Annotated in this window: 24 protein-coding genes; 14 read left to right on the top strand and 10 right to left on the bottom strand. The window is 39.9% G+C overall.

Annotation, left to right across the window (positions count from 1 at the left end; all coding sequences use genetic code 11):
- Window positions 1-85: 85 nt before the first annotated feature.
- The 3 genes from NMG88_RS11720 to NMG88_RS11730 are packed head-to-tail and all read right to left on the bottom strand — an operon-like array spanning window position 86 to window position 2,077.
- Window positions 86-1,390 (bottom strand): proton extrusion protein PcxA, encoded by a 1,305-nt coding sequence (locus tag NMG88_RS11720; protein ID WP_254035431.1) that lies wholly within the window; start codon window positions 1,388-1,390, stop codon window positions 86-88.
- Window positions 1,391-1,428: 38 nt separating this feature from the next.
- Window positions 1,429-1,779, bottom strand: a complete 351-nt coding sequence (locus tag NMG88_RS11725) for a carbonic anhydrase (protein WP_235753747.1) — start codon at window positions 1,777-1,779, stop codon at window positions 1,429-1,431.
- A 10-nt stretch (window positions 1,780-1,789) separates the two neighbouring features.
- Entirely contained in the window at window positions 1,790-2,077 is a 288-nt protein-coding gene (locus NMG88_RS11730; protein WP_227398295.1) for a P-II family nitrogen regulator, read from the bottom strand.
- 172 nt (window positions 2,078-2,249) lie between these two features.
- Here NMG88_RS11730 and NMG88_RS11735 point away from each other — a divergent pair, with 172 nt between their 5' ends.
- The 3 genes from NMG88_RS11735 to NMG88_RS11745 all read left to right on the top strand — a co-directional run bounded on the left by NMG88_RS11735 (window position 2,250) and on the right by NMG88_RS11745 (window position 5,028).
- Window positions 2,250-3,344 carry a LamG domain-containing protein gene (locus NMG88_RS11735; RefSeq protein WP_254035432.1) on the top strand — a complete coding sequence of 365 codons (1,095 nt, stop codon included), beginning with the start codon at window positions 2,250-2,252 and terminating at the stop codon, window positions 3,342-3,344.
- A gap of 113 nt (window positions 3,345-3,457) precedes the next feature.
- Window positions 3,458-4,282 carry a hypothetical protein gene (locus tag NMG88_RS11740; protein ID WP_254035433.1) on the top strand — a complete coding sequence of 275 codons (825 nt, stop codon included), beginning with the start codon at window positions 3,458-3,460 and terminating at the stop codon, window positions 4,280-4,282.
- Window positions 4,283-4,539: 257 nt separating this feature from the next.
- Window positions 4,540-5,028 (top strand): pentapeptide repeat-containing protein, encoded by a 489-nt coding sequence (locus NMG88_RS11745; RefSeq protein WP_052369623.1) that lies wholly within the window; start codon window positions 4,540-4,542, stop codon window positions 5,026-5,028.
- A gap of 368 nt (window positions 5,029-5,396) precedes the next feature.
- Here the strand turns inward: NMG88_RS11745 and NMG88_RS11750 are convergent, their stop codons facing one another.
- Window positions 5,397-5,936 (bottom strand): hypothetical protein, encoded by a 540-nt coding sequence (locus NMG88_RS11750; protein WP_235751726.1) that lies wholly within the window; start codon window positions 5,934-5,936, stop codon window positions 5,397-5,399.
- A 126-nt stretch (window positions 5,937-6,062) separates the two neighbouring features.
- Here NMG88_RS11750 and NMG88_RS11755 point away from each other — a divergent pair, with 126 nt between their 5' ends.
- The 3 genes from NMG88_RS11755 to NMG88_RS11765 are packed head-to-tail and all read left to right on the top strand — an operon-like array spanning window position 6,063 to window position 9,818.
- Window positions 6,063-7,160: a polyprenyl synthetase family protein gene (locus tag NMG88_RS11755; RefSeq protein WP_081846396.1), complete on the top strand. Its 1,098-nt coding sequence runs from the start codon at window positions 6,063-6,065 to the stop codon at window positions 7,158-7,160.
- A gap of 22 nt (window positions 7,161-7,182) precedes the next feature.
- A complete protein-coding gene (locus NMG88_RS11760) occupies window positions 7,183-8,754 on the top strand; it encodes a hypothetical protein (RefSeq protein ID WP_254035434.1) in 1,572 nt (523 codons plus the stop codon).
- Window positions 8,751-9,818, top strand: coding sequence for a hypothetical protein (locus tag NMG88_RS11765; RefSeq protein ID WP_227350901.1), 1,068 nt, complete (start codon window positions 8,751-8,753; stop codon window positions 9,816-9,818). Before NMG88_RS11760 ends, NMG88_RS11765 begins: the two co-directional genes overlap by 4 nt.
- A gap of 236 nt (window positions 9,819-10,054) precedes the next feature.
- Here NMG88_RS11765 and NMG88_RS11770 read toward each other — a convergent pair whose 3' ends face one another.
- From NMG88_RS11770 to NMG88_RS11780, 3 genes are all read right to left on the bottom strand, one after another.
- Window positions 10,055-11,362 carry a glycosyltransferase gene (locus NMG88_RS11770; protein ID WP_235751725.1) on the bottom strand — a complete coding sequence of 436 codons (1,308 nt, stop codon included), beginning with the start codon at window positions 11,360-11,362 and terminating at the stop codon, window positions 10,055-10,057.
- An 80-nt stretch (window positions 11,363-11,442) separates the two neighbouring features.
- On the bottom strand, window positions 11,443-12,333 hold the full coding sequence (locus NMG88_RS11775) for a polysaccharide deacetylase family protein (RefSeq protein ID WP_043938935.1): 891 nt from the start codon (window positions 12,331-12,333) through the stop codon (window positions 11,443-11,445).
- A 76-nt stretch (window positions 12,334-12,409) separates the two neighbouring features.
- Complete coding sequence (locus NMG88_RS11780) at window positions 12,410-12,949, bottom strand: gamma carbonic anhydrase family protein (RefSeq protein ID WP_254035435.1); 540 nt, start codon at window positions 12,947-12,949, stop codon at window positions 12,410-12,412.
- 99 nt (window positions 12,950-13,048) lie between these two features.
- Here NMG88_RS11780 and NMG88_RS11785 point away from each other — a divergent pair, with 99 nt between their 5' ends.
- From NMG88_RS11785 to NMG88_RS11795, 3 genes are all read left to right on the top strand, one after another.
- Window positions 13,049-13,555: a TIGR02652 family protein gene (locus NMG88_RS11785; protein ID WP_376786984.1), complete on the top strand. Its 507-nt coding sequence runs from the start codon at window positions 13,049-13,051 to the stop codon at window positions 13,553-13,555.
- A gap of 11 nt (window positions 13,556-13,566) precedes the next feature.
- A complete protein-coding gene (locus tag NMG88_RS11790; protein WP_254035436.1) occupies window positions 13,567-13,998 on the top strand; it encodes a VOC family protein in 432 nt (143 codons plus the stop codon).
- Window positions 13,999-14,142: 144 nt separating this feature from the next.
- Entirely contained in the window at window positions 14,143-14,421 is a 279-nt protein-coding gene (locus NMG88_RS11795; RefSeq protein ID WP_254035437.1) for a hypothetical protein, read from the top strand.
- Window positions 14,422-14,473: 52 nt separating this feature from the next.
- Here the strand turns inward: NMG88_RS11795 and panB are convergent, their stop codons facing one another.
- Complete coding sequence (gene panB, locus NMG88_RS11800; RefSeq protein ID WP_235751722.1) at window positions 14,474-15,259, bottom strand: 3-methyl-2-oxobutanoate hydroxymethyltransferase; 786 nt, start codon at window positions 15,257-15,259, stop codon at window positions 14,474-14,476.
- Window positions 15,260-15,469: 210 nt separating this feature from the next.
- On the opposite strand from panB, the gene NMG88_RS11805 reads away from it, so the two are divergent.
- From NMG88_RS11805 to NMG88_RS11815, 3 genes are all read left to right on the top strand, one after another.
- A complete protein-coding gene (locus tag NMG88_RS11805; RefSeq protein WP_235751721.1) occupies window positions 15,470-17,299 on the top strand; it encodes a response regulator in 1,830 nt (609 codons plus the stop codon).
- Between the two features lie 131 nt (window positions 17,300-17,430).
- Complete coding sequence (rpsF, locus tag NMG88_RS11810) at window positions 17,431-17,778, top strand: 30S ribosomal protein S6 (RefSeq protein WP_027250234.1); 348 nt, start codon at window positions 17,431-17,433, stop codon at window positions 17,776-17,778.
- Window positions 17,779-17,929: 151 nt separating this feature from the next.
- A complete protein-coding gene (locus NMG88_RS11815) occupies window positions 17,930-18,484 on the top strand; it encodes an Npun_F5560 family protein (RefSeq protein ID WP_026796791.1) in 555 nt (184 codons plus the stop codon).
- 296 nt (window positions 18,485-18,780) lie between these two features.
- On the opposite strand, the gene NMG88_RS11820 is transcribed toward NMG88_RS11815, so the two are convergent.
- A complete protein-coding gene (locus tag NMG88_RS11820) occupies window positions 18,781-19,647 on the bottom strand; it encodes an XDD3 family exosortase-dependent surface protein (protein WP_254035438.1) in 867 nt (288 codons plus the stop codon).
- A 371-nt stretch (window positions 19,648-20,018) separates the two neighbouring features.
- On the opposite strand from NMG88_RS11820, the gene NMG88_RS11825 reads away from it, so the two are divergent.
- Entirely contained in the window at window positions 20,019-20,861 is an 843-nt protein-coding gene (locus NMG88_RS11825) for an MOSC domain-containing protein (RefSeq protein WP_254035439.1), read from the top strand.
- Between the two features lie 164 nt (window positions 20,862-21,025).
- Window positions 21,026-21,757 (top strand): RadC family protein, encoded by a 732-nt coding sequence (gene radC / locus NMG88_RS11830; protein ID WP_254035440.1) that lies wholly within the window; start codon window positions 21,026-21,028, stop codon window positions 21,755-21,757.
- A 13-nt stretch (window positions 21,758-21,770) separates the two neighbouring features.
- On the opposite strand, the gene NMG88_RS11835 is transcribed toward radC, so the two are convergent.
- The gene (locus NMG88_RS11835; protein ID WP_254035441.1) at window positions 21,771-22,724 is read right to left on the bottom strand and encodes an Hpt domain-containing protein; all 954 of its coding nucleotides are present in this window, start codon (window positions 22,722-22,724) and stop codon (window positions 21,771-21,773) included.
- Window positions 22,725-22,748 lie beyond the last annotated feature (24 nt).

Here is a 22,748-nt window from a genome sequence, read left to right on the forward strand (position 1 = left end):
GAAATACTATCCATCACTACTTGATGCTGGTTCTATTATAGAAGACTTGTTGAAAAGACAGGGAAATCCTTGGTATGGTTATAATTTACTCATTCATATTTCTTAATGTTGCTACCGCAGAAGGGGAAATTCGACTGAGGTAACGGAAAATCCAATATTTCATAATGGTATCCAAAATCACGGGAAAAGTGGCAATGAACAAAAAGATAAAGCTACGATTCGGCGCAATTCCAAGGTGATTAGAAAATCCCTCTAATAGAACTTCCCAACCATGGGGAGAGTGAAAACCGACAAAGATATCCGTGAGTAAAATAATAATAAATGCCTTAGCACTATCACTCAAATCATACATGACCGTATCCAGCAAGGATTTTAAGGCGGCTAACCCTTGGCGATTGAAAGCAATGACTAAAGCAAAGGCAATTAATCCCACGAAATCCGCAAAAATATTACTAATCGCTTCACTGCTTCTGTGATTAAAGTCTTGGGCAATTTCCTCGGCTTTTTCCGCCATTTTCTTTTCAACTTCTTCGGCTTCAATAGCGGGAGTTTTGTAAAGTAAACTGCTCATTTGCAGTTCTTCTTGATATGATTTTAACTCATGAAGGGCTTCTTCTTTCATTTCTGGGTTAAGAAATAAAGTAACTTCATGGGTTTGTCGATAGTGTTCTACTAGGGGAATAAAGGCAAAATTTTTAGATAGTTGTTGTGATAAAAGGGGAATTAAAATAAGCAGCAATAGGAAATTAATCGCTAATTTTGTTTTTTTTCGGGATGCTCGGTAACTATTCATTAACCGTTCTTCGGAACTATCATCTAATTCCGTTTGGATCTTTTGAAACGTGCGTCCAATCGAACGGGGTAAAGTCCCACTTTTTTTTCCTTTAAACATTTCTCCAGAGGCTTGAACTTCTACAAAATCCAGAGGGGATAAACCCGATGGGTCATTAGATTTTCCGTTGTTTAGTTTGTTTTCAGATGTAAACCGAGAGTCATCTGAGGATAAAGGGAAACCGGGAGAATCATATTGATATTTATCAACAACTTCATCAATAAATCTTAATTTATCAATAAATTCTATGTTTCCCGAATTATCTAAAATCCGGGTTAGTTTGAATTCATTTAGTTTGAATTTAATCGTGTTCAAATGCCGCTCAACATCCTTAATAAAGCACTCTAAAACACTGGGACTATATTGGGGTGCATCTTCGGAAACTTTTCGACCCCCAAAACGCTGATCTTCTATGGTTTTTATCGCTAAAGCAGCTTGATAGGCTTGTTCTAACGCCCGTTCTGGGGTTTTATGAAACCATTGATTACTGGATTTAAACACATTCGAGAATCGAGTGCCTAAACTACCTTTTTGAACTTTGATAATAGAATTACTCATCTGGATGGTGTTGGCTAGAACAGAATGATAACAGGACTTTAACTTGGATTTATTATCGCCAAGAGGTCAGGGACGGGAAAGGGTTCTTGTTCAAGAGGAACAAACTGATTTTGTTTAACATCATACGCTAAAATTCGTCCCGTTTCAATTTCATAAACCCAAGCATGAAGGTGGAGTTTTCCAGCGTGTAACCTAGACCTAACAACTGGATAGGTTTCTAGGTTGGCAATTTGATTTAAAACATTAGTTTGGGTGGCAATACTTAACAATTCTTCTCCCGAATATTCTGAATAATTCTCTCCAATGATCCGACGAATTGATTCTCCATAAACTTTTAACCAATCATAGACTAATGGCATTTGATCATACAAATTTTGGAGTTGAAGCAATCCTTTAATACTACCACACAGGGAATGTCCACAGATGATAATTTCTTTCGACTTTTTTGAGTAAAGGTGTGATGAACTCAACCAGGACATCAAGTTGTTTTTCATTGATACAAACGGTCATGATATAGCTGCTCGTAAAATTGCAGTCTAAATCAGAACAGTAAATACCCCGATCCCCTTTACCAGAGGTATCTTTAATCACGGTATATCCAAAGACTTTGACCTGATCTAAAATATCCAGGGCATCCTGAACATGAAATGTATCAATGATGATTTCTACTTTTCTGATATCTTGCATACTAAATTAACAATTCTAGTAGTGAATCCAAGTCCTAGGGGAATTATTAAGATTTTTTACAATTGACAATGATCGTCACCTTTACTTATTTAATGATTAGGTGTTGTCAACAGTTAAACATCCAGACTCATTGAGTTGAAAACTTTCCTCAATCTAAGGAGCAACCAGTTTTATGACAAGCAGCGCAACAGCATCACTGCTGTATTTTAACGGTACAGACGATAAGATTGATGTTGGCTACAACAATGAATTAAATCCCCAAACTTTTACAATTGAAGCTTGGGCATATTCCCGCACCTCAAATACAGGAATTGAACGCTCTGTATTAACTTCCCGTCCCGATAGTTATCGGTGGGGGTATATGTTTTATCAATCTTGCTATCAAGATAATTGGGAATTATGGCTGTTACCTCCAAATGGTGATTATCAAAAAATTCGCGGGCCAAAAGTTCAAGCCAATGTCTGGACTCATTTAGCCGCCACTTATGACCCAGGTTCGTCGGTAGCCCGGTTTTATATTAATGGCCAACAAGTCGCCCAACAAAACCTAAACTATCAACCTTCTGGGCCAACGGGTTCTAATCGTCAGAATATCTTACGCATTGGGTCAGGTTCCACGGAGTCGGGCTATTGTGTTGGGGGGAATTATTTCTTTAATGGTTATATTGATGAAGTTCGCGTCTGGAATAGCGTTCGCAGCGCACAAGATATTCAGGCGAAAATGAATCAACGCCTCACGGGTCAAGAAGCCAATTTAGTCGCCTATTGGCGGTTAAGCGATATTTCGGGCGCACAAGTTCCTGACCTCACAGGTCATGGTCATAATGGCAATATTTGTAAAGGTTCCATGGGTTCTCAGACTATTAACCCACCCTTTCCAGTACCCACTCCACCTCCTCTAACTTCAGGTCAATTTGATGTTGTCAGTACCTCAGAAACGGGCTATAACTTCACGAATACATCGGGTCGGGATATGACCTTTACCTTTTACCCGTCAGGAGAATGGAAACCTGCCTATTTTCTTCCTTATTATACTGCCGCAGGAGAAACGGGTTTTCCCTATCAACAATACATGGTTTATCCTCAACAGACATCCTTTGCACTGTTAGCAATTGACCTACAAACTAATACGGTTTTAGCCGAAATTAACGGGACAACTCAATTCGTAATTAAACCCGGACAAACTGTTGCTTTCCGCATCAATGATGTTGTGGGTTGTTATGCCGATAATTATGGGACTTTAACCGTTCAATGGTCAGCCGTTTAGGTTAATCTTAGAAACGGTAAATATTGAAGGAAAAGAGACGCTAAACAGTAGAAATATTATTGAGGTATTTCTACAAATTTGAAATTTATTTTGAACAACAGGAGAAGCAGTAGATGATTGTCGAGTTGCAATTTCGCACGCTATTAAATGGTCAGACTTTTGGAACAGGAACATTTAGTTATAACGGACAATATGCACCTGTTACTATTCTGCATCAAGGGGATTTAATTTCGTTTACTTATCAGGATGAAATTGTTGGTTCGCTTGACTTAAGCCACTTAGCAAATTTTGATTTTGTCTATCAAAGTGTTGACAATATTTGCGCTTTTAATATTGTTGTAGCCTCTGCGGATCGCACGCGATCGCTAACGGCTGGCCCCGCCCAACCTCACCTGACCCGACCCGGAACATCAGCCGATGTCGCTAAACCCCGTTCTCAAGTCGTAGAATTAGAGTGGCCTACCCCCAAAACCTCACCCCTAACACCTCCACCTACCCCAGTCCCCGCTGAAATCCCAACACCTCCACCTACCCCAGTCCCCGCTGAAATCCCAACACCTCCACCTATCGAACTTTATGGTCAATTTGATGTTGTCAGTACCTCAGAAACGGGCTATAACTTCACGAATACATCGGGTCGGGATATGACCTTTACCTTTTACCCGTCAGGAGAATGGAAACCTGCCTATTTTCTTCCTTATTATACTGCCGCAGGAGAAACGGGTTTTCCCTATCAACAATACATGGTTTATCCTCAACAGACATCCTTTGCACTGTTAGCAATTGACCTACAAACTAATACGGTTTTAGCCGAAATTAACGGGACAACTCAATTCGTAATTAAACCCGGACAAACTGTTGCTTTCCGCATCAATGATGTTGTGGGTTGTTATGCCGATAATTATGGGACTTTAACCGTTCAATGGTCAGCCGCTTAGGTCAACCCCAAATCTAGCTGTTAAACTCTTTCATCATTATTAATTGATAACGGTCAGTAGGTTCTAGGTAAAATCCTGCATGAAGGAGAGTTAATTCTCTAGTTTTTTGTGATAAATTTGTCTTGAAATTCTACTTTATTTTCATAAAAAATGTTGACAACATTTCATAATTGAATATAATGGTAGAATGGATTAATCCAATCAACTATGAGTTTCGTTCTGGTCTATCCATTGATTAATAATTAGGAGTAAAAACGATGTCTGCTGCCGCAAACTGGCCTTTTCCATTGCCTAATACTAAAGATTTAGTCAGTTTGTTAAATTGGCTATATCTTCAAGGAAAACGGGATTTTCCCTATAGCTATCTGTATGAAGCTAATCTAATTAATGCCAAACTTCCCTCGGTCGATCTTAGCTTTTCTTATATGTACAAAGCTAATTTATTAGGTGTGGATTTAATGGCAGCTAACTTAGGCTATAGCTTTTTTGCCTATAGCTATTTGGGTTATGCTAACCTCACCTATGCCTATTTTGGCTATGCCTATTTAGCTTATTCCAACTTAAATCATGCCAATCTCACCTACGCAAATTTGAGTAATTCGGATTTGAGTAATTCGGATTTAAGTTATGCAGATTTAACCAATGCCGATCTAAGTAATTGTGATTTAAGTTATGCGAATCTGACCGGTGCAAATCTAACTAATACCAAATTGACAGGTGTAACAATGGTGGGAGTTATTAAGTAAGTTATCCCCTAGAGTTTAAGCTGCACTTTACTTTCATCAGTTAGGTAGTTTGACCTTTAATCCTTGCTAAAAATGGAGTATGGAGGAGCAGGAATTATTTTTTGTTTCTCCCTATACTCCTAATTTTAATTCAGTCTAACCTATTGAAAAGGATTGAACATTAGCCAGAACCCCCCCATCTGCTTTAGTTTTAAAACCCAGTCAAACTATTACCTTTGTTGTCAATGATATTCCTGGTAATGATGGCTATCAAGATAATACAGGACATCTCAGTGTCACTTCTGTTGCACAGATTCCCTAAAATTAGGTTGGGGAGTGTTGACTGTTGAAATGTTAACAGTTAACTCTATTTGTCCCCTTATCTTCGCCTATTCAAGATCAACTCGAAGCACATCCTCTGGTATATTATCAATCAAATAACCGTAAGCAGGATGTTGTTGTTCTAGGGTTGGAGGAATGGGAGAAACAGAAGTAGGCAACCAAGTTTGATCAAATTTGTTCCATAAATCTTGTAACTCTGGACGAATGGCACTATCGGCGAAAAAATTCATCACAACCCCATAAATTGCGGTTAAATTTGGTAAAGTTCCTTGAATATAAATTTTACCGATAACGACCGCAGCATCTAACGATAACCGTCCCTGAATAATGGCCCTTAAAGTTTCAGCATCAGTACAAAAATCGACGGTCGAAACGTCAAAGAGAGGTTCAATTTCAACTTGTAATTGTTCACCCCCATGCGCCTTTAATTGTAAAGGAATGCCATCTAGTTCAATGACTGCGGATTTTCCTGAAACTGCCAGGACAAAACCATCCCAAGTTGAGCCTCCCTGAGTGCGAACTAGAAATACTAATTCCTCTAACCATTCCTTTAATTGTTGCTGACGTTCTCTCAATAAATCAACCATCTTTAGGAGTTAAAAATGAATTTTATTTGAACCGGAATCTATGGCTAATATAGCATAAAAATTGATCGATTAAAACCCTAGCAACCCCTATCACCTATTTGAACGGCAACGAGTGAGTAAGAACCGATGTTTAATCAAACTATTATTAATGAAGCCTTACAAAATTCCCGTTCTGCTATTGTTAGTAAAATTCAGGAATTTGTGGATAGCAAACGTCAAAGCACAGGTGCTTATACTCCTTTATATGATTTATTAACCGATTATCCCTTCCGCATGGGAAAAATGCTCAGACCCACTATTTGTATTAGTGTAGCTCGTGCTGTTGGAGGCATGGGACAATCTGCTTTAGCAACTGCTGCCGCCTTAGAACTTTATCATAATGCGTTTTTGATTCATGATGATATTGAAGATGGCTCAGAATCTCGACGGGGAAAAGAAACATTACATTCTAGGATTGGGATTCCTCGCGCCATTAATGTCGGAGATGCGACTAATGTTTTAGCTGTGGGTTTATTATTAGAAAATCTATCTTTCTTGGGAGTGACAAAAACCCTAAATATTCTCCATGAAATTGAAGTTATGGCACAACAATCCGTTGAAGGACAGGCAATGGAATTAGATTGGGTAGCCGATAATGCCGCCTATTTAACGGATCAAGATTATTTTACCATGTGCGTTAAAAAAACCTGTTGGTATTCGTTCATGACCCCTTGTCGAATTGGGTTGATTATTGGAAATCCTAATGCTAACGCCAGTGAATTAATCAAACCTTTAGCCGAGTTAACTCGATTTGGAATGCTACTAGGAATTGCCTTTCAAATTCAAGATGATCTCTTAAATCTAGTGGGAGAAATCGAAACCTATGGCAAAGAAATTGGAGGAGATATTTATGAAGGAAAACGCACGGTGATGTTAAATCACGTCATTACCCATAGCAAACCCCAAGAAGCAGAAAAAATTCTCAATATTTTAGCAATTCCAAGAGAAAAGAAAACTCCAGATCAAATTGAGTTTATTTTGCAATTGATGCGAAATTATGGCAGTATAGAACATGGTTGGGATTTAGCTCGTTCCTATGCCAATCAATCCGCAGAACTGTTTGAATCTCTTGATTTCCTTCAAGCTGAAACTCCCGTCCATCCAGAGGAAAAATTAATTTCAGAATATCATGATCAACGATTCTTAAAAGAATTGATTAATTATGTAATTTATCGCAATTTATAATCAATAAAAATAGGATAAAATCATGAACTTAGAATTAAAACAAACTGACGATTTTCCGATATTAATTCAGGGTAAACCCGGATTAAATGTGATCCTGAATTTATCCTGTTGTAATCATCAGTCGGAAACCTTACTCATTCGTCCGATTTTAGAAGATGGGTTCACCGATCAACAACAGGTCGTATCTTGTCATTATCAAGTTAATCCAGCCTATCTTTATTTATTATCAGGAAAAACGGCAAATCTGACTTTAACCTTCCAAATTCCCGAAACTGTTCCTGATCATCCGGTGAAAATCGGGTTAAGATTTCCAGGGATAGAAGCAGAAGCGATTCCCATTCTCATCACTCCTGTATCTCCTCAACCTGATTCTGAAACGAACTCAATTCAGATTTATCTTCAAGTCACCTTTCCTTTTTCTAACCAGAATATTCAATCCCCAACTCATTTTTCTAGTCAAAAAACAGGCGCAATTTGGGGATTAATTTCAGGGTTAAACGATTTAGATACAATTCCCTCTCGTTGGTTTATTGCTGAAATTATTACGCTTTTAGCGATAATTGGAAATGATTATTCTCAGACTAAATTTGGAAATAAAATACTTCATAAACTTAAAAAAACAGATTTTTTCAAAGTAGGTATGAAGGCATTTAATTCAGCTAATATTTCTCACTGGCTGATCACAAGTTTATCTACGATTCAAACTTATTTAGGTAAAAAATTAGGATTAGAAGTTTGGGAACAGTGGTTATATAGTTTGGAAAAAACTGATTTAGAAACGGAAAAAAAATCAGAAACTATTTTAATTTCTCCCCTGATATCTTCTGATGGGGTTTCTCAACAGAATATCCCAACAGAAGACTGGTTTTGTTATATTATTTTGGGTTTAAAACAGATTTCTCCCACTTTTTCTAATCAATTAGAAACTCTAATTTTTCCAGCTTCAGCACAGCTTAACAATTCTTCTTTTGGGTCGAGGTTATTCAAGTTTATTCCCCCTAAAACTAACCCAGAAAACCAAGCTATTACCCTCGAAAAAATTATCATTTTAACCACAGGAATATCTAATTTTGATACCTTACCTGCTCGCTGGTTTATTGTAGAAGTGCTTTTGATTTTAGCCGATCATGGAAATCAGTATTCAACCCAAAAACAGGGGATAGAATTATGTTCTAAACTACAACGGACTCGATTTTTTAAAAATGGGGTTATTGCTTTAGCTTCCGCACAATTTCCCCGGTGGTTAATTGTCAGCCATCAAGCAGCATCAGCCTTTCATACCGATACAGGAGAAAGCTTAGAAACCCAAGGATTACTCTATTTTTGGGAAAAATGGTTATGGAGTTTAAATTCTCAGCCCTTGCCAAATATTTTAAATTATCATACCCTAACGGAAAACCTAATTCAAAAAAATGGGATGAATGCTGAAAAATGGTTCGTTGATATTATTTTAGGACTGACTTTAATTTCGCCTAGAATAGCAGCATTTGTCCATTCCATGGCCGAGACAGCACCAGCAATTTCCCTCGAATCCGCAAGTGTTAAAACTCCATTAGAAAATATTCTCAATTCTAATCTATCTTTACAACGATGACTTTAGATCTTTCACTGATTAACCAGATTGAATCTTTACGGATTCCTTTAGATGATCCTGAATCTCCTTTAGATTGGAAAGATTGGTATCATTATATTCTGATTCATCCTAAAACCGGGATGCGAATTTTAGTGAATATTACTCTCATGGGTAGACCCCAACGGGGAGAAATTCAAGTCAGTTTGATTATTAATAGTCCCAATTATTTATTACCCCTATCCCTACAAACACCGGATTTAATTGCGACCTTTGCTGCGGCTGTTTCTATTCCTTGGAAATCTAATCAGGTCTGTTCTCAACCCTTAGAAATTCAAGTCAAAGGGGTACATTTACAAATTAATGGTGAACAATCTAAAATCCGAGTTTTTGACGAGCCATCGCAACTTTCTATTGATTTTAAAACTCAAGCCAAGGCTACTCCTTTATTAGTTACAGAAGATGCTCAATTTGGCAGTGGTTTTATCGGCTGGGGATTAATTCCTGGGTTAGAAGTTGTAGGAGAATTAGACGTTGGTGAAACCAAATTTAACTTAAATTCCGATTGGTTTTGTTATCACGATCGCAATTTTGGCCGATTCCGATGGGGAGAGGATATTGGTTGGGAATGGTTTGTGATTTTTGCTCAAACTGAAACTAAAATTCCCCTCACCCTAATCTTAGACTGGAGAACCAATAAAACCCATAGTCAAGGCGGTTTACCTTATATTTTTATCTATCAAAATCATCAGTTAAGGAAAATCTTTTTAGGGGAAACCTTACGCCTTAATTGGAATTGGTCTACAGTTTCCTATCAACCCTTACGTTTACCCGGAATCATGGCTTCTTTATTTAGCGATCGCTCCCTAAAAATGCCCCAAAGCTTGCAAATTGAAGCCCAAGATGAACAGGATCATTTGTTGTTAAATCTCAACTTTGATGCTACCCTAGAACTGATTGTCCCCGATAATCAATCCCGTCAATATACTTTTATTGAAGAACTCTCTGGAACTGTTGAAATGCACCTAAACCTTAACGAAACCCAATTAACAGCCGAAGGATTTGTTTATGCAGAATATGTGCAGTAAACAGGTTTCAGGTTTCGGCTTTCGGCTTTCGGCTTTCGGCTTTCGGGTTCTAGCTAATATTCCATCCTTTAATATTTGCTACAAATACTTGATCGGGTGGGTAATAACTTTTTTCTATTCCCTATTCCCTATTCCCTCCTGTTCCCAGATCCGGCGTTCCCTGTTCCCTTGCGCGTAGCACTATAACAATAATATTGTTGATTTCCCAAATCTATTCCCCTGACACCCGACATCTATTAACGGGAATTCAAATAGGTTTCTAGGACATCAATGGCTTTGCAGTTTCCCTGTTCAGCTTGAATATAATTGCTGACTTCAGCAACACGGGTAGCATAATTTGGATCACCTAATAACACTTTAAGTTCTGCTAAAACCCTAGACGCTTGATAAAGATTGCGGTCTAATATTCGTCCAACTCCCATTTTTACCACTCTCGCCGCATTGTCCGGTTGATCATAATTAAAAGGAACAATCAACATCGGATGCCCTGCGCGTAAGGCTTCTGCCGTTGTTCCCATCCCCCCATGATGGACAATTGCCGCCGCATGGGGAAAAATAGCCGCATGGGGCGCGTAGTCAACAGCAATGATTCCTTCGGGTAAACCCAAAGCGTTCAATTGGTGTGCCGCCTTTCCCATCATCAAAATTGCCCGATATCCTAACTCTTGGGCGGCTATCATCCCCTCCTGATAAAAGTTGCCAGGAGCTAAAACAGCCGTTGACCCCAAGGTAAATACAATCGCAGGTGGCCCATCATCCAAAAAGGCCTGAAGTTCTGGGGATAACCCCGGCCCAGAATTGGGACGGTAAAAGGGAAAACCCGTAATCTGGGTTTGTGGGGGCCAATCTGGTTGGGCCGTGGCGAAGGTTGGGGAAAATAAACCTAATACCAGCGGCGCAAATTGTCCTTCAAACAAAGGATCAAGCCCGCCTTCTAACCCTAATTCTGCCTGTAATTGTTCCAAAGGAGCACTCCTAAGTCGAGCATTCGAGCGCAATAGACGCATGAGTGAATCTCTAGCCACCACAGCCATTGCCTGTTGATGGCGAGATTGAGTGCTTTTTTCCTGGGCGGTATCATAGACTGAGATCAAAGCACTGGGAGATAAAATCGTAGAAACCCAGGGAATTGCTATTTTTTCAGCGACTAAAGATGCCACTAAAATTAAAGGATGGGTTAAGAGTAAATCTGCTCCTTGGCAGGCCTTAATTAAGTCACAATAACTGGTGCGTAAATAGGGCATTAATAAATAATTGATAATGTATTCTACGCCCCTTTGGGAGTCCATCATCATTGAAATAAATTCTGCCTCATTGGGATCTTGGGGTAAACCATTGGGTCTGAGGGGATGAAATTCTATTCCTGCTGTTTCTAGGGTTTGTTGATATTGTTCACAGCTGGCAATACTGGGAGAATATCCTCGACTTTGCAATTCCTGAGCCAACGCCATATAGGGATATAAATCCCCTAAAGATCCAAAGGTTGCTAAAACAATTCTCTTTCCAGAGCCGTTTGAAGTTTGATCTTTTAATCTACTGTCCATGGGATTGAATTTACAAATACCTGATTCCACATTATTAAATGTATCATGAGCTAATAAAATATTTTGCCTTGAATTAAGTTCTAAAACATAGTGACTTTTTTTAAGGTTGTTGCTCTTTTGGCAATTCTGATCAAATTCCTAGGGGAATTATCACGATTAACTGTGATTCGAGAAATTCGATATTTATTGGTATAGCGATTAATTCGTGTCATATTTCCATCATAGATATATCCGGTTAAATAATAGGGAGGTAAGGATTTTTCCACTCTCCGGTTAACTTTTCCAAAGGGATAAGCAAAATGAGCAGCCACCCATTTATTTTTATCTAAATCTTCCATACAGGTTCTTAGATCGAGTTTAGCTTGTTCGAGTTCAAATTTTAAATCTTTCCCTTTGATTAAGGTTAATTGTTTATGGGTTTGACCATGGGATTGAATATCATAATATCCGCGTTTATAGCCATCCCGTAGTTCTGCACAACTTACATGGGGTAAAAAATCCTTTAACCTCACTCCCATTAAGCCTGGATTTACAAACCAGACAATTTTGATTTTTTTGTTGTATTCTTTTTCTAAGTCTTTTAAAATCGGTAAAACATTCTCGTGAACACCATAATAACCATCGTCAAAGCTAATCATTATAGGTTTTTGCCCGATTTTTTCTGAAGGAATGGGCTGGGATTTTTCAATAAAATAGATAAATAAATCTTGAGTTGTTAAAAACCAATAGTTATTTTTAGCTAAATAATTAAGAAAAGTATAGAAATCTTGTTTTAAATAATCATTTTCAAATTGGGTTCTTCTTTCAGGACTTTGATCAATATTAGATTCGTCAATAATATCATGTAATCCAAAAATGGGGATTCTGATACTGGCGGTTCTGTAGGTAGCTCCCAGGGCGGGAATACTTAACAAAATCACACAAAGTAAGCCAATTAGGAAACTAAGCAAAATCCGATTTTTTTTTGCCATTTCTGTTGTATAATAGAGAGATTAAAACCACAAAGACACAAAGACACGAAGAAAGATAAAGAGAATAATTTTAATTTTAACTGAATCCGATTTCTGTCCCCTTTCCGGCATGAACCAGGGCTAATTTTTCATAGCGTTGAGCGTGTTCAATTAAATCTGCCGCAGCTTCCGGGGACACATCCCGCAGACGTTTGGCGGGAACACCCACAACTAGGGAAAACGGCGGCACATCTTTGGTGACCACCGAACCCGCTCCAATTATACTTCCGGTTCCCACCCGTACCCCGTCTAATACAACGGCCCCAATCCCAATTAAACTTCCCCGTTCGATATGGGCCGAATGAATCACCGCCCGATGACCCACAGTAACACAATCTTCTAAAAGGGTAACTTTCCCCGGATCACCGTGCACAATTGCACCATCCTGTATATTAGTTTTGGCACCAATAATAATTCGTTCCACATCCCCCCGAACCACCGCCCCATACCAAATACTCGCCCCCGCCCCAATTTCTACAAACCCCATAACAACTGCATTGGGGGCAACAAAAGCAGCCTGGGAAATATCGACATCGGGCCAGTAAGGTTGATCATTCTGTGGAGATGGATGAGACATGGGTATTAGATTCCTTCAAAAACGAACAAGCCAGAATTAACAAGAAAGGTTAAAATTCCTATAGCTATAATACAAGCCTTGGTCTAACACCATTTAATAATGAATTCTGCCTTGCAGTACCCAATTTTTGGCCCGGAAATTAATTGTCCCCATTGCCGTCAGCCTATTCCCGCCCTGACGCTAACGGATACCTATTTGTGTTCCCGTCATGGGGCTTTTGAGTCTGACCCGAATACGGGGGAGTTGGTTCACCTGCAATCTGGCCGTCATTGGCGACGATGGCAAGACGAATGGTATCGACAACATACCCATCCCGACGGGATTCGGTTTGAAATCCATGAAGCCCTAGACCGACTCTACACCCAGGGCTATCGGGCAACCCGTGTAATTATTGCTAAACGCTATCACGATTTAATTAGTAGCTATTTAGAAGGGAACACTCCCTGGTGCAATCCTACAGAGGGAAACGAACCAAAATTGTATGGTTTACCTGTGGAATTTAGTCCCGATATTGGGGATGAACCCCGTTGGAATGTGATTAATTTTGATTTGGAAAAAGAACAGGGCGCTCCTGTACGTTATCCCTATTTTCGATTATTTGAGTAGGGGGAAATTTTATGCACCATATATCAATTCGTACCGCTAATATTCATCGCGCGATCGCATTTTATGAAATCCTAGGATTTACGGTTTGTGAACGCTTTACAACTGGATATACTTTAGCCTGTTGGATGGAAGGTTTAAATGGCAGGATTGAATTAATTGAAATTCCCCAACCCCAACCCGCCCCCGATGCTTTTGGCGATGAACATTATGTCGGTTACTATCATATTTCTTTTGATTTAACTAATCAGGTTTCTGATCTAGTTAGTTGGTTAAATCATCTCAAAAATCAGTTTGATCAAGCTATTATAGAACAGCCTAATTTATTGCAACCCTTAAATATTTTATTGGAACCGATGCAACAAATGATCGGAGATCGGGTTTATGAAGTCATGTTTATTGCCGATTCAGATGGTTTACCCTTGGAGTTTATTCGGATTTTGTAGGAATTACGAATTACGAATTACGAATAGGTAGGCGACTGACTAAAATCGAATGAATAATTTAAGTTAAAACCTAGTTTTCCTTGTGCAAATGAGTCGGCTTAACGGTATATTAATATTTCGTTGATTTAGTTTAAGGAGATTAAAATGCAATCCAAAACCATTCAGTTATTTCTCGCCGTTGGTTTAGCCACAACTTTAGGAGCCTGTGGTGGAGGCAATCAAGAAGAAGGTGTCAAACCCGGAGAAACCCCTGTGACTGCACCTGCACCTCAAGCTCCAGCAAATCCCGCGCCTTCCCCATCTTCAGACAATGACAATGACAATGACAACGATAATGACAATGACAATGACAACGACAATGACAACGACAACGATAATGACAATGACAAAGATGACGAAGGCGGAGAAGGCGGAGAAGGTTAATTAAAGCTAGGGGAGAAATATTTTAGAGACTATTTTATCTCTGCCTTTAAGATTAATTCCCTGGGGGAAATTTTCCCTCCCTAACTTCGATACAAAACTCCTGCACAGCCTGGGTAATAGTTTGTTGTAGATTAGTGTAGGTTTTGGCAAAGGGAGGTTGCCATGCTGATAACCCCAAAATATCAGAGGTCACTAAGACCTGGCCATCGCAGCCCCCCCCCGCCCCGATACCAATGGTTGGAATTCCTAATTTTTGGGTGATATTTTGGGCCAAATCCGAGGGAATATGTTCTAAGACAATACTGAAGGCTCCAGCTTGCTCTAAAGCGATCGCCTCTGCAATAATTCGTGCAGCCTGATCCGATGTTTTTCCCTGTTTGCGATATCCACCAAATTGATGCACCGACTGTGGGGTTAATCCAACATGACCCATCACCGGAATTCCAACTTGGACTAACTGACTAACGGTTTCTGCCATCGCCGGATATCCGCCCTCAAGTTTTACCCCTTGAGCGCCCGTTTCTTTAAGAATTCGTCCAGCCGAATGAATCGCCTGTTGGGGACTTTCTTGATAGGTTAAAAAAGGTAAATCAACCACCAATAAGGCTTGTTTTACCCCCCGTCGCACCGCCTTAGCATGATGAATAATTTCATCTAAAGTCAGGGGTAAAGTGGTATCGTAGCCTAACCCAACCATCGCCAGAGAATCCCCGACTAAAACAATATCAATTCCGGCTTGATCAATCAATTGAGCGATCGCATATTCATAAGCTGTTAATACCGTAATCCTTCGGCTCTGTTGTTTCCATTGACTTAATTGTTGCGTTGTAACTGACATTTACCAATTTTAGATAATTTAATCAACTGATTGAATAGTATGCAATTTGAGTTTAGAATAAAAGCAGAGTTGATCGGCTTCAATTTAACTCCCTACAATTCCCTATACCTTCCACCGGATAACACCCAGACTTTCTCAGTAATCGGCTCTTGGAGGGAGAAGTTTTGCCCATAACCATAGCCGTCAAAAAAATCTATAGGGAGAATTTTTATGAAAATTTTATTAGTGGAAGATGACCCACTCACCCGCACCACCTTATCGGAAATTTTACTCGCTCATCAATACACCGTAAATACTGCCACCGATGGACTAACAACCTTGGAAATGGCTGGATCCTTTCTCTATGACTTAATTCTATTAGATATTGGCATTCCTAAGCTAGATGGAATCAGTGTTTGTAAACAGTTACGCAGCAAAGGATATCAAAATCCGATTCTACTCTTAACAGCCAGGGATAGCAGTACCGACAGGGTGATGGGATTAGATGCAGGAGCCGATGATTACGTCGTTAAACCCTTTGATATTAACGAATTAATGGCAAGAGTCCGGGCTTTATTACGCCGAGGAAAATCCGTTTCTACGGCGGTAATGACCTGGGAAAATCTGAGTTTTGATCCGATTAATAACGAGGTAAAATCTGGAGACAGATTAATACATCTGACCTCAAAAGAATACTGTTTACTGGAATTATTTTTACTCAATCCTAAACGAATTTTTAGCCGGAGGGCAATTTTAGATCGCCTATGGGATTTTGCCGAATCTCCAGGGGAAGAAACCGTCAGTACCCATATTAAATGTTTACGACAAAAACTCAAAGCTGCTGGCAGTGCTGACCCGATTGAAACGGTACATGGTTTGGGCTATCGTTTACGATCGCCAGTTAGCCCATCCGCCTCCGATGCTACCGAGTCCCAAACCGCAACCAACTCTAGTAACTCTCGACAAGAAATCGCCCAGATTACCTCTAGGATTTGGGAAAATTTTAAGGACAAGGTGAAAGTCCAAATTGAGATTTTAGAACAAGTCGCCCCAGCCTTACTCCAAAGAAAGCTGACTCCCGAACTCCATCAACAAGCCAGAAACGAAGCCCATAAATTAGCGGGATCTCTAGGGATTTTTGGTCTGCGGGAAGGTTCACAAGTGGCCAGAGAACTGGAATGTTTACTGGAATTGCCCAAAATAGAGGTTAATCAAGCTCAGTTAATTTCGGATTTAGTCGTTAGCCTGAGTCTTGAAGCCAGTCGCGAAACCCTATTAACGCCCCTGTCTTCCGAACCTGTAGCCTATTCCCCCTTAATTTTAATTGTCGATGATGACTTAATGCTGGCGGAAAGAATTAGGATAGAAGCGATCGCCTGGGGATTAAGAATTGAAATGGCGACGGATCTCTCGGTTGCCCGTAAAATGATTGCTCAAAACCCTCCTAATATTATTCTACTGGATTTGACCTTTCCCAGTGTCTCTACCGAAGATGGTATCACCCTGCTCAAAGAACTCAGGCCTATGATTCCTCAAATTCCAGTTATTACTTTAACCGGAAGGCAAAGTTTAAGCGATCGGGTCACTGTCGCCAGTTTGGGAGTTAAGAGGTTTTTACAAAAGCCTTTACCTGCTTATGAAATCCTGAAAGCGATCACCGAGGTCTTATCCCAGTCTCGGTCAGTCCAAGGGAATCGGGTTTTGATTGTGGATGATGATCCTACGCTTTTGATCTCTGTTTCTAGCTTGTTAGAAGCCAAGGGATTAAGTGTAACTACTCTACAAAACTCAGAACAATTTTGGGATGTGTTACTCGATTGTCGTCCCGATCTATTAATTTTGGATTGGGAAATATCGGGTTTCACTGGCTTAGATCTCTGTCAAGCGGTGCGAACTGATCAACGGTGGTGTCATCTCCCGATCATCTTTTTTTCTGTACATACGGAGGAAAGCTCTATTATGCAGGCCTTTGCTGTGGGCGCTTCAGATTACCTCAGCAAAGCCACAGCCCCAGAAACCCTAATTACTCAAGTTTTACGTCGCCTGCAACCCGTTGAGTGAAATTGAGTGAAAATTAGGGATCAGAAATAGTTTAAGCATTTGAATTGTCACCCCAAACCTGATACATGATATGATCAAAGATCCTTGCTTCTAAATTCAGAAGCCCCGTTGTCCACAAGGAGAATAACAGCATGAAGCCTTTTGTTTACGAAACAACGTATATTTTGCGCCCCGACCTCAACGATGAGCAGGTGGGTCAGTCTATCAGCAAATACGAAACCCTCCTCAAAGACCAAGGCGGACATAATATCCAAATCCAAAATCGGGGTAAACGACGTCTAGCCTACGATATTGACAAGCATCGGGAAGGAGTTTACGTCCAGATGAATTATGAAGGCCCTGGAGCCCAAATCGCTGTTTTAGAAAAAGCCATGCGAATTAGCGATGAGGTTATTCGTTATCTAACGATTAAGGAAGAAGTAACGATAGAGCCGACCGAAGCCACGGAAGCAGAACCCGAATCTCAAGAAGTTGAATAAATTGGGCAAACAGGGGGAAGGATAGAAGCAAATTCTACTCTTGACCCCTGTTATTGTTGTACCCGGTTTTCTTAGCTATTGCCGATTGGGAACAACAGAGATATTTTAGAGACACATATACAAAATAAATTTATAGGAGCCGTTAGTCACCGTGAGCCAACTCAAAAGTCAAACGCCACAGGAGTTACAAGCTGAAGTTACTCGTTTGAACGAGGAGCTACAAATGCGGGAACAGTTGATTCAGCAGTTATCTCAGGAACTATTCCGTTTGGTCAAAGGAGATGCTAACTTATTACCCAGTCCAGAGGTTTCTGAGCGTCATCAAGCTCAAATGGTAGCCTTGCGAGAACAACTTCAAGAGATGGAGCAGCAAGTTAAGTTTTATCAAGGACAAATAGCCGAACGAGATACGGAAGCCTATCAACTCAGACAGTCAGTTGAGGAGTTAACAGACCGTTCTCGAATGTTGGAACAGGTAGTTCAGGAGTTACCCGGAGTCTATCGTCAGAAGTTCTCAGAACGTCTGAATGAAGTCATGGAAAAAGTTGAATTACTCCAACGGGAAAATAAACAACTTAATGCAGAATTACAAAGTGTGAGCTATCGTTTAGCTCAGAAAAGTCGCCGTCCCAGTGGCTTAGATTTACCCAGTTTTCAGAATCGAGCTTCGGGCTCTGTTGAGATTCCAACTTTGGGTAATGCTTGATTATTGATAGCTTAAAAATTATCCCCTATTATAGCGGGGAACACCGGAACAGCCTCCCCAAACCCCCCGTGCACGCAGGGCTAGGGGGGGAGGGAACAGGGGGAAAATACTTAACTGTCTGGGTTCCAAGATCCGTCTTTATCCTAAATGCCTTGGCGGTTGCTATAAAATTTAAGGGGCTATTCTTGGTCAAGAATAGCCCCTTAATTGTTTTTCAGTCATATCAGTTGAAAGCATCAAAGTTGCACCCGAATTCACCTAATCTTAATTCAAGTATCAACCTCCGTTCTGATTTATTAAGATTGACGTTTGCTCAGTCGGCTACCACCGAGTAAAGTTAAACCAACCAAAGCTAAACCAGCAAGACTACCGGGTTCGGGAACAGAAACTCCGCCAGCGAGAGAAACACCATCATTCCCACATTCTAGGAACAGACTGGCCATATAGTCATAGTTGCCATCGGCGAGCCCTAAATCGGCTTTATTGAGGCTAAAACCAAGGGTTTGTGTTCCACTAGCTTTGAAGAATCCAAAATCAAGTCCTTGACCCGTTAAGGCTTTGGCGGACAAATTTTGAATCCCACCTAATTTGGTGGCTCCCGAATCAATCACATTCAGGATTGTTCCTTGACCGAAATAATTGTAAGCAGCAGCTTTTGTAGCAATATCAGTACCTTGGGTATTAGTTTGACCCCATCCATAATCGTAATACTGTTTTAAGCTGCTATAGCCATGATTTACTCCGGTAACACTAGCACCTTTGACATTTCCATATAAACCTGTAGTGGTAACTTGGGAGTCATTGGTTCCCGCAAAACGAACTCCTAATAAGCTTTTTTGATTACTAGCGGTTGTGAAGTTTTTGCCAGTGAAATTTAAGAATAAATCACCCCAACCAATATTTCCATCGGCTGCTCCCGAATTAGCCACACCCGTTATCGGTGTTCCACCTGTGAGAGCAACAAAAATACTATCGCTGGTTTCTTTAATCGCAATTCCTTTAATATTAAAGGCTTCACCGCCAGAGCCATCGTTAAAGGAATCAATTCCATAATTCCATCCATTGTGAAGTTTTCCAGCCATCGCCGGAAGGCCGTTTACAGATACTAAACAAAGACTGGCTAATGTCGTTCCAATTAATTTTTTCAGTGTTGAAGTTTTCATAAGTTTGCTCCTGGGTGGTTCGAGTTAGGGCTTTTTTTCTTTTCGATAAATATACTATAGTGGATGGGTGTTAAAGATATGATGTTAAAAACTCCTTAATTTGTAAAGTATTTGTAAAAGGTTTGAAAGCCTGATTGTATAGAGTTTTTACTTTTAGTAACCTACCTAAAATATGTAAAATCAAGTAAAAATACTGATCATTTTTATTAAAATTCAAAATCTAAACAACAAGGATAGATTTTCTCAGTGTTATTACCGAGATTAAAAGTATAAATAAACGGTGAAAAGTATGAATTTTATAGGATTAGCTCCTTGACTAATAGATGAGTTAGTTCTAAGATAGTAATTAGATTATTGTGGAGATCTAATTAATGAATCTGGTTGAACTATTTATTTATCCGATTAAATCCTGTGGCAAAATAGCCCTGAACCAAGGAGAAGTAAACCTGAAAGGATTAGACTGGGATCGGGAATTTATGTGGGTTGATGAATCCGGTCAGTTTGTTACCCAGAGAACTCATCCTCAATTAGCAAAAATTCAAGTTCAACAGTCAGGGGAATTAATAGAATTATCCGTTGAGGATCGGGAAATTAAACCTTTTCAATTGCAACCTATATTAATAGGAACTTCCAAAACTGTACAGGTTTGGAGAGATGAAACTATTGCAATTGATCAAGGGGATGAGGTTGCTGATTGGTTGAAAAATGCTTTAAAAATAGATAATCAATTCCAGTTTCGGTTAGTGCGACAATCTCCTAATTTTATTCGATCTGTTGATCCGAATTATGCTGTTAATATTAATAATCAGGTGAGTTTTGCCGATGGTTATCCTTGTTTATTAACTAATACTGCTTCCTTAGCTGAATTAAACCGAAAACTATCAGAAATCTATCCAATATCATCACAAGAAGTTCCGATGAATAGATTTAGACCTAATCTTGTGATTGATACAGATCAACCTTTTATTGAAGATCAATGGAAAGTGATATTAATTGGAGAGGTTTATTTTGATTTAGTCAAACCCTGTAGCCGTTGTATTGTAACAACAACAGATCAAAATATTGGGGAACGTAATCCATTAAAAGAACCTTTAAAAACCCTAGCCACCTTTCGACAACAACCAGGTGGGATTATGTTTGGTATGAATATTATTCCTAGGAATACCGGGACAATTCATGTCGGAGATTCTGTTGAGGTCGTGGAAACCCATTAAGGGATTAAAGTGAACTTTTATTACAAGCACCCGTTAGAATTACTGAGACTAATTTAAGATAAACGGCCAATCCCAGGTAACTTAACGCCCTATTGAACTTGAAATTATGGAAAAAATTGGGTAAAATTTAATACTAAATATTGCGTTGGTGGGGTGTAGCCTAAATGACCTATAGCCTGAGAATTGCTGATTTACCCAGTGATGAGCGTCCCCGGGAACGGTTAATGGCCATTGGTTCCAGAAATTTAGCCACGGCTGAATTGATTGCAATTTTATTAGGAACAGGTCAGGGAAAGGGAAAATTATCGGCGGTTGGTTTAGGACAATATCTATTAAATCAGTTAGGTCAACATCAACGCGATCCTTTAGGGGTATTGCGAGATATTGGGGTTCACGAATTAACTGAAATTCATGGTATTGGGCCAGCGAAAGCCACCACAATTTTAGCAGCCGTTGAGTTGGGAAAACGGGTCTTTCAGTCCAAACCCCCTGATTTAGCCGTAATTGAGACTCCCCAAGCCGCCGCCGACGCCCTAAGCCATGATTTGATGTGGCAACCCCAAGAACGCTTTGCAGTGTTGTTATTAGACGTGAAACACCGTCTGTTAGGGACTCAAGTAATTACAATTGGAAGTGCAACCGAAACCATCGCCCATCCCCGGGATATTTTTCGAGAAGTATTGAAAAGTGGCGCAACCCGAGTAATTATTTCCCATAACCACCCGTCGGGAAATGTTGAACCCAGTGCAGAGGATATCAATTTAACCCGTCAATTATTGCAAGGAGCACAATTTTTATCTATTCCAATTTTAGATCATATTATTTTAGGAAATGGTGATTATTTAAGTTTAAGAACCACCACCTCTTTATGGGAAGAATATCCCCAAGCCGAGTAAATTTCTACTGATTTTAAGATTTAACGTGCTTAATTAACAACTGAGCGATCGCCTGTAATTGTTGTTTATTAAAGGTTTTTAATAGAACTTTAACTACCTCTTTCGGATCAGCCGGAATTGTGATTTCTTGAGTAGCGGGTTTGGCTGCTGCTTTTGCGCCTGCTAAGGAGGATAAAGCCGGACTCGGAACAATAGAACTAGCTTTTCCTGCTTGTAAAAGTTCCGCTCCTTGCTTTAACTCATTAATAATTGGGTTAGCTAAAACTTTAAAAGAATTTTTAGGATTTGCGATCGCACCATGGGCCGTTTTCACTAATGTTTGCCAAGGTTCAATTCCCACCCCAATTTTTGTTAATCGAGCGCATAAACCCGCCAATTGTTTACGAGTTTCCGGGGATTCAGCTTGTTTAAATCCCTGTAACATTGGTTTGAGAACCGTCATCACCTGATTAACGGCATTAGCCACCCCTGGTGTTGCTGTAGCTGTTGGTGTTGCCGCTTTTGCCGTTGCTGGGGCCACCTTACCACTCATTAAGTCCTTCAAGTGGTTTTCTAACTTGTCATACACAGGGAGGGAAGCCTGGAGAATTTTTTCCCCTATTTCTTCGGAAAGTCCAGCCGGACTCGCTGCCCGATCAATTAAATTTTTTAAGACTTCAAACCCCTTACTATAAAGGTTTTGAGTTGTAGCATCAATTTTTAAAGGCGTATCCTTGACCAGCTTAAAACAATCTTCTAGGCGTTTGGACACCTTATTAATACTAGCCAGACTGGGCATATTCTCCATCAACATCGCCGCAGCCCCCTTAATAGAGTGAGCCGCCCGGTAGATAGATGCCACTTCCTCCCGGTCAGAATCAGCCATAATCGCGGGGAGCTTTGTCACCCCCATTTTTAGGGTTTCGAGACGCTCCTCCGCTTCTTCCATGAAGATAGCAAATATTTTTTGGTCTTGGTTTGTTGGCACAGCAGCCCTCCTAAACCCTTGAAT

Source organism: Planktothrix agardhii (assembly GCF_904830935.1).
Classification (GTDB): domain Bacteria; phylum Cyanobacteriota; class Cyanobacteriia; order Cyanobacteriales; family Microcoleaceae; genus Planktothrix; species Planktothrix agardhii.